Below are 16,394 nucleotides of genomic sequence, written 5' to 3' on the forward strand. Positions count from 1 at the left end.
CCTAAGTTTTATAAGTGATGCATTCAGTTCAAAGCCTAATAACAACATATTCGAGTTGAGCCAGATATAGAACATCAATATTAATAACGCTCCAATAGATCCATACAACTCATTATAATTTGAAAAGTTAGTTATATACAGACTAAACAAATAAGTAGTAATTAATATTAGCAGGGTCGTAAAAGAAGCTCCCACCGAAAAAAATCTGGCTTTTCTGGCTTCCCGGGTTCCAAAATAATACAAAATTGCAACAGATGTATAGATCAGGATAACAAATCCCACATATTTAATTAACTCTGCACTGGTTCCTTCAGCATTTACAAGACCCAGATCATTAAGATCATCTATTGCATACGCCATATAAACTGCACCTATTACAGAAATAAGCAACAACAGTGCCAATATAAGTGAAACTCCCACAGCCACAGCATATTGTCTTGCAATAGGTCTTTTTGCATTGGTATGGTAACTATGCTCGAAGCCAGTGAAAATTGCATTTATCCCATTTGTCATTAGAAATATGGACAATACAAAGGCAACAGACAAAAGACCTCCGCGAGGTGTACTGGCGATATCTTCAAAAATATTTCCGAAGAATTCTGAAGTTTCCGGCGGCAGCAAACTGTCCATGAAAACTAGAAACTCTATCTGAAAGTCATCGATAAACGTGATGTACGGGATAAGATTCAGTACAAATAATAAAAATGGAAAGATGGCCATAAAAAAGCTGAAAGCAATAGAACTGGCTCTTGTAGAAAAAGTTCCTTTAACTATACCGCCCCAGTAAATAATCCAGAGATTATAAAGCGACAAACCATCAAGCCCCGGAAGTATTACCTGCTTGGAGGTTCTTTTCCACCATACAGCAAGTTCCTTGAGTTTTGAATTGATCGCCTTTTGCGGGGCCATGCTAAACTGCTTTTAAGCTAAGATCCAGATTGTGCACAGAATGGGTAAGAGCTCCGCTCGAAATATAATCTACTCCACATTCAGCATAGCTTCTTGCAGTTTCAAGGGTTATACCACCGCTGGATTCTGTAAGACATTTTCCATTTATTAAGTCAACAGCTTTTTTTGTTTCCTCAAAATTGAAGTTATCGATAAGAATTCTGTAAACCCCATCGGTTTTTAAGATTTCCCGAATCTCTTCCATATTTCTGGCCTCTACAATAATTTTAAGGTCCAGGTCATTACGCTTCAAATAGCTTTTAGTCTTTTCAATGGCCTTGCCTACACCACCGGCAAAATCAATATGATTATCCTTGAGCATAATCATATCATACAGAGCAAAACGATGATTTTCACCTCCCCCAATTTTAACAGCCCATTTTTCCAGCGCACGAATTCCAGGCGTGGTTTTTCTGGTGTCTAAAATTTTGGTTTTTGTGCCTTCAAGTTTTTTCACAAATGCATTAGTCTTGGTAGCAATGGCGCTCATTCGCTGCACTGCATTTAAGACAAGCCTTTCAGCTTTTAAAATAGATTGAGAAGAACCTTCTACATATAAAACCACATCACCACGGGTCATTTCTTCACCATCCTTCATTCTAACACTTACTTCAAGATCTGGATCCACATAGGCAAAAACCTTTTTAGCAAACTCAACACCTGCAAGTATCCCCTGATCCTTTACCAGCAACTTAGCTTTCCCAACAGCGCTTTTAGGAATACAGGCTAAGGAGCTATGGTCCCCTTCCCCAACATCTTCACGAATAGCATTCTCAATAATTAGTTCAATTTCTTTTTCGAATTGTTTCGATGAGATCATTTTCTCTGCTTATTTTTGTAAATGTAGTAAAGTCTGTACTAAAATCACGGGATGACCATAAAATTAGTGTGTATCGGTAAGACCGATAATAAGGAACTTGAATCTTTGATCGAAATTTATAAAAACCGGCTTCAGCATTATATCAGGTTCGAACTTGAGATAATTCCCGACCTTAAAAAGGTGAAAAATCTGGATGAGAATCAGCAGAAGACCAAAGAAGGAGAACTGATTCTAAATGGCATACAAAATTCAGATTTCGTGGTTCTACTGGATGAAAACGGAAAACAGTTCAGCTCTGAAACCTTTTCTGATTATCTTCAGAAGAGAATGAACACAGGACTAAAGAAGCTAATATTTGTTATAGGTGGACCCTATGGTTTTTCTGAAGATGTTTACTCCAGAGCCGATTCAAAGATTTCTTTATCAAAAATGACTTTCTCACATCAAATGGTTAGGTTATTTTTCACGGAACAGCTTTACAGAGCCTTTACGATTTTAAAAAATGAACCCTATCATCACAGATAAAATTGAATTATGGAATTAGTTTTCGCCACTCATAACCTGAATAAACTGAAGGAGATAAAAAGTATGCTTCCTTCCTATATTAAATTATTATCACTGGATGATATTGGATGTACTGAAGATATCCCTGAAACAGGCCACACCATTGATGAGAATGCAATAATCAAAGCCGAATACGTAAGTAGCCGCTATGGATATAATTGTTTTGCTGATGATACCGGACTGGAAGTTAAATCCCTCGCCGGTGCCCCGGGAGTTTATTCAGCGCGATATGCAGGGGAAGAAAAAAATGACGAGGCCAATCAGGAGAAACTTTTAAGACAATTAGAGGAACGAGTAGATCGTTCTGCCAGATTTAAAACGGTTATCGCCCTAAAGCTGGATGGAAATGAAAATTTGTTCACCGGTATTTGCGAAGGCAGTATCGTTAATGAAAAACGCGGCACAAATGGGTTTGGTTATGACCCTATATTTCAACCAAAAGGTTATGATAAGACCTTCGCAGAGATGGATTTAAGTGAGAAATCAAAAATTAGTCATCGGGCCAAAGCTTTTAACGAATTGATGGATTACCTTTCTCAGTAATTAATCTTTATCTTTGAAATTAAAACCGTAAAACATTGTATTACAGTGATTTATTTTTGATCACTAAAAATTAGGTTGTGTGAGATAATTATGTATCTTTGCAGCTTGAAATTCCTCAGGGTGAGGATGTGTTACGGAAGTTTAGGTTTAAGTATGTCGATTCGCTTCTTATGTAACACTTACATAATATAATCGAATACTTACATAGACGAATGAACGCATTCCAAAAACTTGGACTGGACGCAGATTTGCTACAGGCCATTAACGACATGGGCTTTGAAACCCCAAGTGAAGTACAGGAAAAATCAATCCCAATTTTATTAGAACAGGAAACCGACCTTGTGTCTTTGGCACAAACAGGAACAGGTAAAACTGCCGCTTTTGGTTTTCCGCTAATCCAGAAAATTGACTCCAATTCCAAAAAAACTCAGGCATTAATTCTTTCACCAACCCGTGAACTGTGTTTACAGATCACGAATGAACTTAAGAACTACTCGAAGTATAAAAAATCTTTGAACGTAGTTGCAGTTTATGGTGGAGCAAGCATTACAGATCAGGCAAAATCCATTGAAAGAGGAGCTCAGATCATCGTTGCTACTCCGGGAAGAATGCAGGATATGATTAGAAGAAGACTGGCTAACATCTCTTCTATTGGTTACTGTGTACTGGATGAGGCAGATGAAATGCTTAACATGGGATTCTATGAGGATATAAAAAGTATCCTTTCCCATACTCCTAAAGAAAAGAAGACCTGGTTGTTCTCTGCAACCATGCCTAAAGAAGTTGCTAAGATCGCTCAAAAATTCATGAGTAACCCGGTTGAAATTACTGTTGGTTCCAAGAATATGGGTACATCTAATGTAGCTCACGAATATTACCTGGTAAATCACCGTAACAGATACGATGCATTAAAAAGGCTTGCTGATGCGAATCCTGATATATTTTCTGTAATCTTCTGTAGAACCAAAAGAGATACTCAAAAGGTTGCTGAGAAGCTTATTGAAGATGGATATAACGCTGCAGCGCTACATGGAGATCTAAGCCAGAACCAGAGAGACCTGGTTATGAAAAGTTTTAGATCCCGTCAAATTCAAATGCTGGTTGCAACAGATGTTGCTGCCCGTGGAATTGATGTAGATGATATTACTCACGTAATCAACTATCAGTTACCAGACGAAATAGAGACTTATACTCACCGTAGTGGTAGAACAGGTAGAGCTGGTAAAAGTGGTGTTTCTATGGTCATCATCTCTAAAAGTGAAGTTCGAAAGATCAGAACTATTGAGAAGATCATTCAGCAGAAATTCGAAGAAAAAGAAATTCCTGACGGAATGGAAATTTGTAAAACGCAACTTTTCCATTTAGCCAATGATATAAGCAAGACGGAGATCAATCATGAAATTGATCCTTATCTTCCTACAATTAACGAAGCGCTTGAAGACTTCACGAAAGAAGAATTGATCAAGAAATTTTTCTCTGTTGAATTCACCCGTTTTTTTAACTACTACCAAAAGGCTCCGGACCTTAGTGCGGAATCTGCCGGAGGTAGACCAGAAGTTTCAGAAGGAAATACCAGATACTTTATTAATGTTGGAACCAAGGATGGTTATGACTGGAAAAGCCTGAAAGATTTCCTTACCGAAGAACTTAATCTGGACAGGGATGATGTATTTAAAGTTGATGTTAAAGCGAGTTTCTCTTTCTTTAATACAGATGAAAAACATACTGACCTTATTTTAAAGACCTTTACAGAGTACAAACAAAATGGAAGGTTTGTAAATGTTGAAGTTACCAAAGACCAGAAGTCTGAAAAAGGCGGCGGTAGACGAAGAGAACGTTCCGGCGGCGGAGGCGGTGGAGGAAGAAGAAACTCCAAAAGCTTCGACGACAATAAAGGCAGCAAATTTGGAGGTCGAAAAAGATCTGAAAGAAGAGGAGATGATAAAGGACCACGAAAAGGTAGTCGCAATAAAAACATCGAGAATTCTATAAAAAGAAGAAGGTCTAAAGCCTAAATCATAAAGATGCCAAACTTAACTTTTAAGTTTGGCATTGTTTTTTATAAGGATTTTATACTTTTAGGCCCAATTGTTATGAAGAACACTTTACTTTTTATTTTTATCCTTATCACAGGAGTGGGCCTTGCACAGGAAATAGATTTCGTTTCGGGGACAGTGATGAACGCCGCAAACGATAAACCTATCGAGAATGTACATATTGTAAACCTTAATCAGGTTAAAGGATCGGTCACCAAAGAAGATGGAAAATTTGAATTACAGGCTACTGTAAATGATACTTTATACTTCTCCTATCTTGGTTTTAGATCCATTAGAGTTAGAGTTACTAACGACTGGCTAAAGTATGGCAATGTCAAGGTTAAAATGACCGAGCTTGGCTTCGCTTTGGAAGAAGTAACGGTAAACTCTAACAATCTTACAGGTTACCTGGAAATAGACGCTAAAAACATTCCTATTTACGATAATTACAGGTATAGTATTTCGGGACTTAATTCCGGATACGAAGGAGGCGACAAATCACCCGGTGCTGTTACCAAGGCATTAAGATCTCTGTCTAATCCTGCAGATCTGGTTTATAATATTTTCGGGGCACGACCAAAGCAAATGCGTAAGCTAAGGGAAATGAAGAAGGATGACAATATTAAAGAATTGCTTCGGAATAAATTCGATCGTGAAACTTTAATGGCCTTACTTCAGGTAAATCGCGCTGAAATTGATGAGATCCTTAACAATTGCAATTATTCTGAAGACTTCATGAAAACAGCGAACGATCTTCAAATCCTGAATGCGATCAATAGCTGTTACGAGGAGTACAAGGTATTGAAGAAAAACTAATTAGTTTCCAAAATCTTTTTTAGATCCTTTAAACCCTGGTCAAACTTTTCACCCAAAGCCTTTTCCGGAGAATAGAACAAACTGATAATGGTTAATGGAAATGCCAGATTACCTCTGGTTCCCCATACCATTTTACTTTTTTCATCTTCAATCTCCTTAACCCCCATATAAGTAAGTGCATTCACTTTGATGGGTTTTATGAACAGAATTCGGGTTTCGAAAACCCTCCCCTGTTTAGCCTTTACAATTTTTTGAACCCCTTCACCTACTCTATTGTTTCCTTTCCAGTAAAAACTAGCACCTTCTCTTCCGTCGTGTCCTTTGTATTTCATAATGGCATTAGGATCCCTTTGGAACCACGGATTCCATAGAGGCTGATTTCTTAATTGTCGGACAAAATTATAAATTTCCTCTCGGGACTTGTTAATTACAACAGTCCGGCTTACATCATAATCTTTTTTAGCCCATGCATGTAAAAAAGCAAAAAAGGTGATGGCAGCAATTATCAGATAAAAAAATAGGGTCATTAATAAACTTTAAGGCGTTGAAAAGTTACAAATATTTACTGACTCAAAAAACGTTCTATAATTTCTTCAGAATTTTTTATTGTTTTCTTCGTCCAGCTCATCCTGATCTCGTGTTTTTCCATTTCACTGTACTGCCAGGGAATATTGGAAGAGTCTAATCTCGATCTCAAACTTTGGAGAATAATAGCCGCAGCTACTGAAATATTCAGGCTTTCAGTGAACCCATACATTGGGATAGTAATGCTTTCATCGGCCGCATTTAATACTTCCTCTGAAAGCCCATCCTTTTCCGTTCCAAAAAATATTGCCGCTGGTTTGCTTAGGTCAAATTTTTCCAGTGTTGTGGAATTTCCATGCGGGCTGGTAGCCACTATTCTGTATCCTTTGGCTTTTAGATTCGAAATACATTCTTTCGTGGAATTATAGCGATGAACATCCACCCATTTCTGCGCCCCCATAGCGATCTCCTTATCAATTCTACGAGGTAGATTTTCTTCTATGATATGCAAATTTTGAATTCCGAAAACATCACAACTTCTAACCACAGCACTTGTATTATGAAGTTGATATACATCCTGAACTGCTACGGTTAAATGATCTGTTCTTTGAGACAGCACTTTTTCAAAAAGTTCTTTTCTACGTGGTGTCAAATATTCCTGAAGGTGTTCTAGTAAATCTTTATTTTCCATTTCGGGCTTAAAATTATAAAACCCATCTTCAGGAGAAACCTCTTTTTTAATTTAATTTTTAAAAGAATGAAGTTTTTATTATTTCAAATTCACCCTTTCGCTTAAAATTTTTTATCCTCATTCAACATTAAATCTGTACTTTCACAATGGATTGACTTAATTACAGAGTCTAATCTGCAAAATTTCCTAATCCCTAAAAGGAATCTAGATTTTAAATAGTAAAGAATGTCTCGAATAGTAATATTAACCGGCGCCGGTATAAGTGCCGAAAGTGGAATTAAAACATTCAGGGATGCTGATGGATTATGGGAGGGATATGATGTGATGGAAGTCGCCTCGCCCATGGGATGGAAAAAAGACATGGATCTTGTTTTGGATTTTTATAATCAAAGAAGAAGGCAATTGTTGCAGGTTGAGCCTAATGACGCTCATTTTGCTCTGGCCAGATTGGAAAAGAAATTTGAGGTTGAGATCATTACCCAGAATATTGATGATCTTCACGAACGCGCGGGAAGCTCAAGAGTTACACATCTTCATGGAGAACTCCTGAAAGTACGCAGCACTTTTGATGAAAATCTTATTATGGACTGGAAAAAAGATCTTAATCCGGGAGATTTTTGCGAGCATAATTTTCAGTTAAGACCACACGTAGTTTGGTTTGGCGAAGCTGTTCCCATGTTTGAAAAAGCAGCCGAAATCTGTGAGAATGCAGATATTCTTATTGTAATTGGAACATCTTTACAGGTTTATCCCGCAGCCGGCCTTTTGGATTTTATTCCTCATACCTGCCCGGTTTATTTTGTAGATCCTAAACCGAATATCCAGAATACCGGCCGTATCGAAATTATTCAGGAAAAGGCGGTTAAAGGAGTTCCCGCATTAGTGGATAAATTGCTATCTCAGGATTAAATATACCAAGGTCTTATTTTAGAAATTCAATTATAGAATTGATCTTAAGGAAAATGCTTAAGTTATTTTCTGATAAAAATTGAAGCGGTATCTTTAGCCTTTTAATTTTTAAAACTATAAAATGACATCCCTAACTGCAATTTCACCGATTGATGGACGATATAGATCCAAAACAAAAGAACTTTCGACTTACTTCAGTGAAGAAGCATTAATAAAATATAGAATTCTTGTAGAAGTAGAATACTTCATTGCGCTCTACGAGGCAGATTTACCACAGTTAAGGGATGTGGATTCTTCAAATTTCGAAAAGCTTCGTGCCTTATACAAGAACTTTACAAGTATAGATGCTCAGGCTATTAAAAATATCGAGAAGATTACCAACCATGATGTCAAAGCGGTTGAGTATTATTTAAAAGAGGAGTTCGATAAATTAGGAATGCAGGATTCCAAAGAATTCATTCATTTTGGACTTACTTCCCAGGATATCAACAATACAGCCATTCCCCTTAGCATGAAAGATGCTATTGAGCAGGTTTATATTCCAGAGATCAATAAGGTTATCCAAAAACTTGAATCTTTAGTTGAAGATTGGAAAGATATCCCACTCCTGGCACGAACTCATGGCCAGCCCGCTTCACCCACCAGATTAGGAAAAGAGATAGATGTTTTTGTGGTGAGAATTAAAGAGCAATTAAAATTTTTAAAGAACATCCCTCATGCAGCCAAATTTGGCGGTGCCACAGGAAATTATAATGCTCATAAAGTTGCGTATCCGGATACCGACTGGCAAAATTTCGGAAAGAATTTTGTTGAAAATAAGCTTGGTTTACATCACTCCTTCCCTACCACTCAAATTGAACATTACGATCATGCTGCTTCTTTATTTGATGCCTTAAAACGTATCAATAGTATTTTAATTGATCTGGATCGCGACATCTGGACCTACATTTCCATGGATTACTTTAAGCAGAAAATCAAAAAAGGTGAAATTGGCTCTTCAGCCATGCCTCACAAGGTAAACCCTATAGATTTTGAAAATTCTGAAGGAAACCTTGGAATAGCCAATGCGATATTTGAACACCTTTCGGCTAAATTACCAATTAGTAGATTACAAAGAGATCTAACAGACAGTACAGTATTAAGAAATATAGGTGTCCCGGTTGGCCACACCATCATTGGTTTTAAGTCTACGCTAAAAGGTTTAAACAAATTATTGCTGAATGAAGAGAAACTTAATGCCGACCTTGAAAATAACTGGGCGGTGGCAGCTGAAGCGATACAAACCATTCTAAGACGTGAAGGATATAAAAATCCTTACGAAGCTTTAAAAGGACTTACCAGAACCAATGAAAGGATCACTAAGAAGAGTATCGGAGAATTTATAGATCAGCTTGATGTATCTGATTCTATTAAAGAAGAATTACACCAGATAACGCCTCAAAATTATACAGGTATATAAATTAAAAAGCCCCGGCACAACCGGGGCTTTTTAATTTTCACTGATAATCTAAATTTATTCCTGAGACATCAAGGAGTCGGCAGGTTTTTCATTTTCAATTTTTGCAGAATCATTCTTGTGTGAAGTATGCCCAAAAATATCTATTATACCTTTAATACCATTGGTATTTACATCTTCCTCATGCAGGGATCTCATCATTTTCATGATCTTATCCGGATTCATATTTTCACCTAAAACTCTGGCGATTCCCAATCCCTGGTTGTCATCGTAACCGTACACAATTAGCTCGTCTATAGCACCTTCCTCACCTATAAAGTAAAGTTCTGCCTTTCTCCCGGAACCACCATATTTCATCAATAACTGATATTTTTCATCAGTAAAAATATCATTGAGCTTCTCTTTTTCCGCCTCAAATTTTGCAGGGTTAACCTCTTTTTTAAGCGCCAGTACATTTATCTTTTTAATGGTCTCCAACGTTTCTTTTTGATCAGATTCCAGAGTTTCACTGTTGGTAAACAAACTGGTTGGAACATCCAGGGCCAGGAAATCTGTATCCTGCTGGTTCTCTACATAATATTTCTGAATGGATTTATCATTCTCACAGGCTACCATAACAGCTAATACGAAGAGAATTAATATAGATTTAAATACTTTCATAATTAAGATTTTTTATTGGCTTTTTTAAGCTGTTCAGCTCCCGGAACTTTAAGGTCGGCTGTTAATTTAGATAATTGAGACAGGTCGATCTCGCCAGTGATGCTTAGGATGATACTCATAGGTTCAGCTCCTTCCCCACCTTCCAGATACATGAATAATTCTTTCACATAATTATCATTTTTCCCAGGTAACGAATAGAACTTGATATTTTTTCCATTCTCTGTCACTCTCATAAGTTCTTCCAGGGAACCTTTAGCAAGGTACGACTTAACATCTGAAGCCATTTGCGTCATCACTTTTGGATTGGAAGATTTATATATCTGGATCCGGTCCAGGTTTTCTATTAGCTTCATATATTCCCTGGCTTCAGGATCATTTTCACTAAGATCTACTTTGGCAAGCATTTTAAACATCTTGCTGGTCATTACCATGGCATCCACTTCTTTCATATTCTCATATTTTTCAAAATTCTGAGACTGACTTAAAAATGGCGCGAGGCTTAAAAGAAAGGCAATTATTAATTTATTCATGATTTCTGGTTTTATCTATTTCTATTATTTTACTGGCTGTTTTATTAAACTCTTTTAAATAAACAAGGTCTGCTTTCCCCTCATTCATATAGCTGGAAACCATTTTCAAGGTCTCTTTGGTTTTTTGAAGTGCTAACTCTTTATCACTAATTGTTCCCAAATCATTTTTTGATAAACTTCGGAACGGGTTTTCACTATAGAAAAATAAGCCAATGGCTACCAATATTACAGCGGCGATAGAAGTCCACGCATAATTATATTTTGGTTTTTCCCGGGGTAAATGAAATTCTTTAGAAGCTGTTATCCTCCTTTGATTATCTATATAACTGAATAAGCTCTTATAGTGCACCAACGAAGCAGGAACATTATCACTTTTAAAATATTCTAATAAAAGTTTTTCCTCCTCTCTGCTGGTTTCCCCATTCTCAAATCGGGTTAATAATTCTTTGATCTTATTTAATTCCATAATTGTGTTTCTTAATTAAGTTCTCCCTTATACTTTTGCGTGCCCTTGAAAGTGCTACTCTAATCGCTGCGGGGCTCATCTCCATTATTTCAGATATTTCCTTATAATCATACTGTTCTACATCCCTTAATTGAAAAATCATCTTTTGTTGAGCAGGCAAAGTATTTACAATACCATTTAAAAGTTGCATTTCATCATTAACTTCCACTTTAGCCTGAAGGGATTGATTGGTGCTTTCATAATTTTGATGCACGATCCGGAGATTATTATTCTGCTTGGATTTTAACTGATCCAGACAATAATTTTTGGTGACGGTTATTGCAAAGGCCTCAATACTGGCATAATGCTTGATTCTATTCTTTCGGCTCCATAGTTTTAAAATCACTTCCTGAGTAGCATCTTCGGCCGCTTCTCTTGAAGTCAAGAGTCTTAAGGCCATCCGGAATATATTATCCTTAACCGGATTTATAATTTTTAGGAAGGTTTGTTCTTTCATTTGGTTTTGGTCGGTTATGATGCCTTCTCAACCTTATGACGAATGTATAAGACTTTTGTTACAATTAATTTTTTAATTCTAAATATGTGAGTATTTTTAGCAAAAAATGTTAAGAAAATATTAACCTTATCTTTATTATGAAATTAAATAAGTATTTACTACTTCTTGTGGCAGCAGGAAGTATTTTAACCTCATGTTCCTCAGAGGAAGAAATTCCGAAGACGGATGGTGATGCAGACCTTCAGGAGAAATCAATTGAAGGAAATTTAGAACGTGAGATCAAAGATTTTGTGTGGAAAGGCCTTAATTTTTGGTATCTATACAAAGCAGAAGTCCCTAAACTTCAGGACGATGCATTTGCAACTCAAAATGAATATATAGACTTTATGGATAGCTATTCGTCTCCAGAAAGTTTCTTCAACAATGGTTTACTATATGAAGGAGACCGTTTTAGCTGGATAGTTGACAATTACGAAGATCTAGAAAATTCATTCGCCGGCGTTAGAACCACAACCGGTATCAATTATGGTTTATCATATATAAGCTCAGATTCCAATGATCTGGTAGGTATAATTAGATATGTGGTACCTGGTTCACCGGCAGATAACGAGAATCTTAAAAGAGGAATGTTATTTACCGAAATTGATGGTCAACAACTTACTGTTGAGAATTACAGGTCTTTACTAGGAGGTGAATCTCTTACTTTTGGATTTGCAGATTATACGGCTAATGGAATTGTTACTAATGGGAATGTTGCCACGGTTTCAAAAGTGCAGTTAAACGAAAATCCTATTCTTGTTGCAAAAACACTTGATGTTGACGGTATCAAAGTTGGATATTTAATGTACAATAGTTTTGTACATGATTATGATGGAGAATTAAATGATGCTTTTGGTCAATTTAAAAATGACGGAATTACAGAACTTGTTCTTGACCTTCGATATAATGGTGGTGGACGTGTTTCTTCTGCGGTAGATCTTGCAAGTATGATTACAGGCCAGTTCAATGGAGAAGTAATTATTCGTACTCGGTATAATCCAACCATTGATGTTCAGTTAAGCGAGGCCAGTAAAGTCACCAAGTTTGATAATATGATCTTTGACGGGAACGAAAGTGATCATCCTGGTCATACTCCAACTGCTATTAACAGCCTTAACCTTGATAAGGTATATGTGATCGCGACAAGATCTTCAGCCTCTGCAAGTGAGCTTATAATAAATGGTTTAGCTCCTTATATCGATGTGGTACATGTTGGACAAAAAACTGTTGGTAAAGTTCAGGCTTCTATCACGCTATATGATGCTAATCCTCCATATTATGAGAAAACCGGTTTAAACACTAAGCATAAATATGCCATGCAGCCTCTTATCTCAACTTCGGTTAACGCCAGTGGAGAAGCTTATCCAGAAGGATTAATTCCGGATATTGAAAAAGTTGAAAAGTGGGATAATTTTGGAACCCTTGGTGAAATGGATGAACCTCTTTTAGCTACGGCTTTAAATGAGATCAAAAGCAACAGAAGCTTTGAAAGAACCATTAAGGCAGGTAAATTTATTCCTACTTACGTTGGAGAGAGTTTAGAAGATGAAGATGCTTACCAGAACATGTATATCGATGTTCCTTCTGAAGATTCAGAAATTAAAAAATTGAAGACTACTACTTTTAAGGATTAATTAGTTCTTCATAGAAAATAAAAAACCCGCAATATTGCGGGTTTTTTTATGTTTAAAATTCTTAGTTAAAATAGATGGAATTGGGATTGATTCCGGCGGAATAACTATTCAGTAAATTTCCGGACACTGCATCATATACATTTAGTTTTCCATTTCCTGTAAAATCTGAATTAGGGGAAGCTATATATAAACGCTCGTCTTTAACTTCCAGCCCATATAAAACATCCACATCATTTAATACAAACTGGGGTGCTGATGGTAAGCTCTCCCCTATTTTATAGGTGTATACAGCTTTATCAACATTAAAGTAATAACTGCCATTCGAAAAAATAAGATTTGCAGGGTGAGTACTAATAGATTGGAAAGTTTTTGTTTCCATAAGTTCGTTGGTACTAAGGTTTATAAAAGAAAGACTCCCCGCGGTTTCTTCATCTGCATAAGCCGGTTTCCCGGATGAAAGCACAAAAAGGTTAGAACCTTCTATAACCATGGAATTTGGAAGATAACCCACCTCAATTTCTTTTGCTACTTCTTTAGAACTGCTATCCAGAACCGATATGATATTATTGTATCCAAACCCGCCTTTGTGAGCAACATATAAATTCTGATTGTAAGCCATGACTTTTTCAGGCCCTTCAGCTACTGCCACCTTCTCCTTAAAAGAAAAATCACTTAAATTATATATAGCCACGAAATCATCGTCTTTATTCATTCCATCTCCCCAGTTAGTAACATAGATCTCGTCTCCAACAACTTCAACATAACGCGGATTATCCAAATTTGAATTGATAGTTCCAAGATTTTTAAAAGTAAAACGATTTACAACTTCAATTTTATTGGAAACATTCACTACAATAAAGGCAAGTTCTTCATGAATTTCAATACTCTGTGCGGTATCACCAAGGTCTATTCCATTAACACTTACATATATCGCATTATTAATGGTCCCGGTATCAGTATTTAAGAAAGAAACCGAGGCATTTCCAGATCCAAAATTACCTTCATTTAAAACAATAATCCCTTTTTCATAATCGCTCTCTGGTACAGACACGGGACAACAATCATCATCACTACTGCAGGAGAATAATAACGTAGATGCCATAAAAAGGCTAAATAATCTTTTTTTCATGTTTAAAATTTAAAAGTTAGATGAGTATTAAATGATCTTCCGGGCATAATCCGGCCGGGAAGGCTTTGATATTTGGTATTGAAAATATTATTAATCTCTGCCCCCAATTCCAGAGATGGCTCTTTTAGTAACCTGTATGAAATTTCTAAGCCTGCGATCGAATAGTCTTCCAGATAGTATTGGTTGTCTGAAGATGTATAAATCGATCCATGATAAAGGGATTTAAGAGAGAATATAAATCTATCTAATTCATAAGCAGCAGTAAGATTTGCTTTGTGTAAAGGAGTATAAATTAGCTGATTCCCGGAACTTTGGTCAATTGACTTTGTAAAAGCATAATTTCCACTAATTCTTAAGTGCCGTTGCCCAATCACAGGCTGAGCAGTTAAAAAGACCTCTACGCCATAATTATATACTTCCGCTGTATTTTCAGGGGTCCAGACTCCCGCATTATTTGGAGTCCATCGAATAATTTGATCCAGATCAATATAAAAAGTAGTAAATCCAAACTCCAAATTCTTGAGTTGGATCACATTGCTTATTTCTGCCTGATAAGACTTCTCCGGTTTTAGGTCCGGATTCCCACCTTGCACCCAGAACAGGTCATTCATAGATGGAAGGCGATAATTACGGGAAATATTTAAACCTATGGAATATTGATCTAAAACCAGGTAATCCATCCCTGCTGAAAAAAGCAAAGGGGAATCATAATCTTTATTTAATTCCTGCCTAAGACTAAATTCATAATTTAATTTAGGCAATTCTTGCTTCCAGAATACTGAAAACCCGGTATTAACTCTATCGTCCTGGGAAATTTCTGAACCTTTCCCCGATATTTTTGTAATGTCTGCGATAAAATTAAGAGAACGTGATTTATCTAATTTATACTTTAGCTCATACTTCCCTATTAAAGAATTTGCTTTCCCGACGGAATGATCTTTCGTCTCCCGGTTTTCAAAATACCTGTAAGATTCATTAAGTTGTGCAAGTTTTAGACTGCTCACCAAATCACCATGAAAAGCCTTCCATTCCAGTAGATTTTTAAAATTTTCATCTACAAACTTACTTTTAGACTCAATATTTAAAGTTCCAGAAAATCCTCGTGCTCCCTTATAAAAATTAGAATAGAACTTTATTAAATTCTTATCATTAAACCACCGGCCCGCAGCTATATTGAAACTAAAATTCTTAAAATCACCATTTTGATTTTTTAAATCTTCTCCAGGGTATTTATAATCATTGTTGGAGGCGATTCCACCAAAACCAAAATTTAAACTGTTTTCATTATTTGAAAATGCCCCTTTATACACAGCTTCATAAGTATCAAAACTTCCGTAGCCTGCTTGAATTAACTGAGAATTCCCCGGTGTAAAAGACATTTCATTATTCAGGTGGATAGAACCTCCAATAGCTCCGCTTCCATATACCACACTACCACCGCCGGATTTTAATTTAACGTTGTTATATAATTTCCCATTAACAGCATTAAAATCTGTTTGACCGGTTAATTGAGAGTTGATATTGATCCCATTCCAAACTACGGCGGTATGAGCTGCCCCTGTACCTCTTGACGAAGCGGAAGACACCATTCCATTACCGTTCTCACGAAAGAATAGTGGTGAGTTGAATTTTAATAATTGGGTTAGTGAAGGTTGATTTTTGTTTATAACCGAATCATTAAGCTCCTTTACAATTTGTCCGCCGGAATGTGTTTTGAGCATTACATCGCTAAGCCGGACTTCCTGAAGCCAGTTTATGGAATCTACCTGTGCCGTAACAGAAATGTTACAGACCAATAATACCAGTAAAATGAGAAAGTTTTTTTTCATAATCCATAGACCTTTATCCCGAAAGTCACTCGATATTCGTTGAAATTCAGGCAGGTCTCCTGGCTCGCGTACTACAATTTACCTTCCCGTCTTAAAAGACAGTGGTTTGAAGAATTATTGCAGCCACCCATACGGGCAAAGCTCACAGTTGCGGGAACAGCTCAGGCTTGTAACTTGAAAATTAAAGACTTAAAAAAGTTTTCTGAATTTTCTTTTTTCCTGATTCCCTTTTAATCCACGCAGAAATAAATCGGCGCTGAACCAAAATTTCAATGCGAAAATAAACAAATAAGCTTGTAGGCA

17 protein-coding genes and 1 riboswitch are annotated in these 16,394 nt (G+C 36.6%); of the genes, 7 read left to right on the plus strand and 10 right to left on the minus strand.

The genetic code is table 11. The features are described from left to right. The coding region (locus ACNKXV_RS08520; protein ID WP_417907286.1) for a YihY/virulence factor BrkB family protein at positions 1–909 on the minus strand (909 nt) is incomplete at its 3' end. Position 910: 1 nt separating this feature from the next. Further along, complete coding sequence (gene nadC, locus ACNKXV_RS08525; protein WP_417907287.1) at positions 911–1,768, minus strand: carboxylating nicotinate-nucleotide diphosphorylase; 858 nt, start codon at positions 1,766–1,768, stop codon at positions 911–913. A 51-nt stretch (positions 1,769–1,819) separates the two neighbouring features. Between nadC and rlmH the strand changes: the two genes are divergently transcribed. The 4 genes from rlmH (at position 1,820) to ACNKXV_RS08545 (ending at position 5,727) form a co-directional block, all read left to right on the plus strand. Then, the gene (gene rlmH, locus ACNKXV_RS08530; RefSeq protein WP_417907288.1) at positions 1,820–2,293 is read left to right on the plus strand and encodes a 23S rRNA (pseudouridine(1915)-N(3))-methyltransferase RlmH; all 474 of its coding nucleotides are present in this window, start codon (positions 1,820–1,822) and stop codon (positions 2,291–2,293) included. 9 nt (positions 2,294–2,302) lie between these two features. After that, the gene (locus ACNKXV_RS08535) at positions 2,303–2,875 is read left to right on the plus strand and encodes a non-canonical purine NTP diphosphatase (protein WP_417907289.1); all 573 of its coding nucleotides are present in this window, start codon (positions 2,303–2,305) and stop codon (positions 2,873–2,875) included. A gap of 212 nt (positions 2,876–3,087) precedes the next feature. Further along, the gene (locus ACNKXV_RS08540) at positions 3,088–4,890 is read left to right on the plus strand and encodes a DEAD/DEAH box helicase (protein ID WP_417907290.1); all 1,803 of its coding nucleotides are present in this window, start codon (positions 3,088–3,090) and stop codon (positions 4,888–4,890) included. 78 nt (positions 4,891–4,968) lie between these two features. After that, the gene (locus ACNKXV_RS08545) at positions 4,969–5,727 is read left to right on the plus strand and encodes a carboxypeptidase-like regulatory domain-containing protein (RefSeq protein WP_417907291.1); all 759 of its coding nucleotides are present in this window, start codon (positions 4,969–4,971) and stop codon (positions 5,725–5,727) included. Here ACNKXV_RS08545 and ACNKXV_RS08550 read toward each other — a convergent pair. Both ACNKXV_RS08550 and ACNKXV_RS08555 read right to left on the minus strand, forming a co-directional pair. Next, positions 5,724–6,254, minus strand: a complete 531-nt coding sequence (locus ACNKXV_RS08550; protein ID WP_417907292.1) for an SRPBCC family protein — start codon at positions 6,252–6,254, stop codon at positions 5,724–5,726. The genes ACNKXV_RS08545 and ACNKXV_RS08550 overlap by 4 nt on opposite strands. 35 nt (positions 6,255–6,289) lie before the next feature. Next, on the minus strand, positions 6,290–6,943 hold the full coding sequence (locus tag ACNKXV_RS08555; protein ID WP_417907293.1) for a TrmH family RNA methyltransferase: 654 nt from the start codon (positions 6,941–6,943) through the stop codon (positions 6,290–6,292). A 225-nt stretch (positions 6,944–7,168) separates the two neighbouring features. Between ACNKXV_RS08555 and ACNKXV_RS08560 the strand changes: the two genes are divergently transcribed. Both ACNKXV_RS08560 and purB read left to right on the plus strand, forming a co-directional pair. Further along, positions 7,169–7,852 (plus strand): SIR2 family NAD-dependent protein deacylase, encoded by a 684-nt coding sequence (locus ACNKXV_RS08560; protein ID WP_417907294.1) that lies wholly within the window; start codon positions 7,169–7,171, stop codon positions 7,850–7,852. 121 nt (positions 7,853–7,973) lie between these two features. Beyond that, positions 7,974–9,311, plus strand: coding sequence for an adenylosuccinate lyase (gene purB / locus ACNKXV_RS08565; protein WP_417907295.1), 1,338 nt, complete (start codon positions 7,974–7,976; stop codon positions 9,309–9,311). Between the two features lie 54 nt (positions 9,312–9,365). Here the strand turns inward: purB and ACNKXV_RS08570 are convergent, their stop codons facing one another. From ACNKXV_RS08570 to ACNKXV_RS08585, 4 genes are read right to left on the minus strand one after another with little or no spacing between them, the layout of a single operon-like run. After that, the gene (locus tag ACNKXV_RS08570) at positions 9,366–9,968 is read right to left on the minus strand and encodes a DUF4252 domain-containing protein (RefSeq protein ID WP_417907296.1); all 603 of its coding nucleotides are present in this window, start codon (positions 9,966–9,968) and stop codon (positions 9,366–9,368) included. A gap of 2 nt (positions 9,969–9,970) precedes the next feature. Continuing rightward, a complete protein-coding gene (locus ACNKXV_RS08575) occupies positions 9,971–10,498 on the minus strand; it encodes a DUF4252 domain-containing protein (protein ID WP_417907297.1) in 528 nt (175 codons plus the stop codon). Further along, positions 10,491–10,964, minus strand: coding sequence for a hypothetical protein (locus ACNKXV_RS08580; protein WP_417907298.1), 474 nt, complete (start codon positions 10,962–10,964; stop codon positions 10,491–10,493). The genes ACNKXV_RS08575 and ACNKXV_RS08580 overlap by 8 nt, the downstream gene beginning before the upstream one ends. Continuing rightward, positions 10,951–11,460 (minus strand): RNA polymerase sigma factor, encoded by a 510-nt coding sequence (locus ACNKXV_RS08585; protein WP_417907299.1) that lies wholly within the window; start codon positions 11,458–11,460, stop codon positions 10,951–10,953. The genes ACNKXV_RS08580 and ACNKXV_RS08585 overlap by 14 nt, the downstream gene beginning before the upstream one ends. A gap of 137 nt (positions 11,461–11,597) precedes the next feature. Between ACNKXV_RS08585 and ACNKXV_RS08590 the strand changes: the two genes are divergently transcribed. Further along, positions 11,598–13,133, plus strand: coding sequence for a S41 family peptidase (locus tag ACNKXV_RS08590; protein ID WP_417907300.1), 1,536 nt, complete (start codon positions 11,598–11,600; stop codon positions 13,131–13,133). 61 nt (positions 13,134–13,194) lie between these two features. On the opposite strand, the gene ACNKXV_RS08595 is transcribed toward ACNKXV_RS08590, so the two are convergent. Together ACNKXV_RS08595 and ACNKXV_RS08600 are read right to left on the minus strand one after the other, a co-directional pair. Next, positions 13,195–14,262 (minus strand): DUF5074 domain-containing protein, encoded by a 1,068-nt coding sequence (locus tag ACNKXV_RS08595; RefSeq protein WP_417907301.1) that lies wholly within the window; start codon positions 14,260–14,262, stop codon positions 13,195–13,197. 2 nt (positions 14,263–14,264) lie between these two features. Further along, a complete protein-coding gene (locus ACNKXV_RS08600; protein WP_417907302.1) occupies positions 14,265–16,091 on the minus strand; it encodes a TonB-dependent receptor in 1,827 nt (608 codons plus the stop codon). 32 nt (positions 16,092–16,123) lie between these two features. Further along, a riboswitch (cobalamin riboswitch) is annotated at positions 16,124–16,372 on the minus strand. Between the last annotated feature and the right edge of the window lie 22 nt (positions 16,373–16,394).

This window comes from Christiangramia aquimixticola, from assembly GCF_048285835.1.
Taxonomy (GTDB): domain Bacteria; phylum Bacteroidota; class Bacteroidia; order Flavobacteriales; family Flavobacteriaceae; genus Christiangramia; species Christiangramia aquimixticola.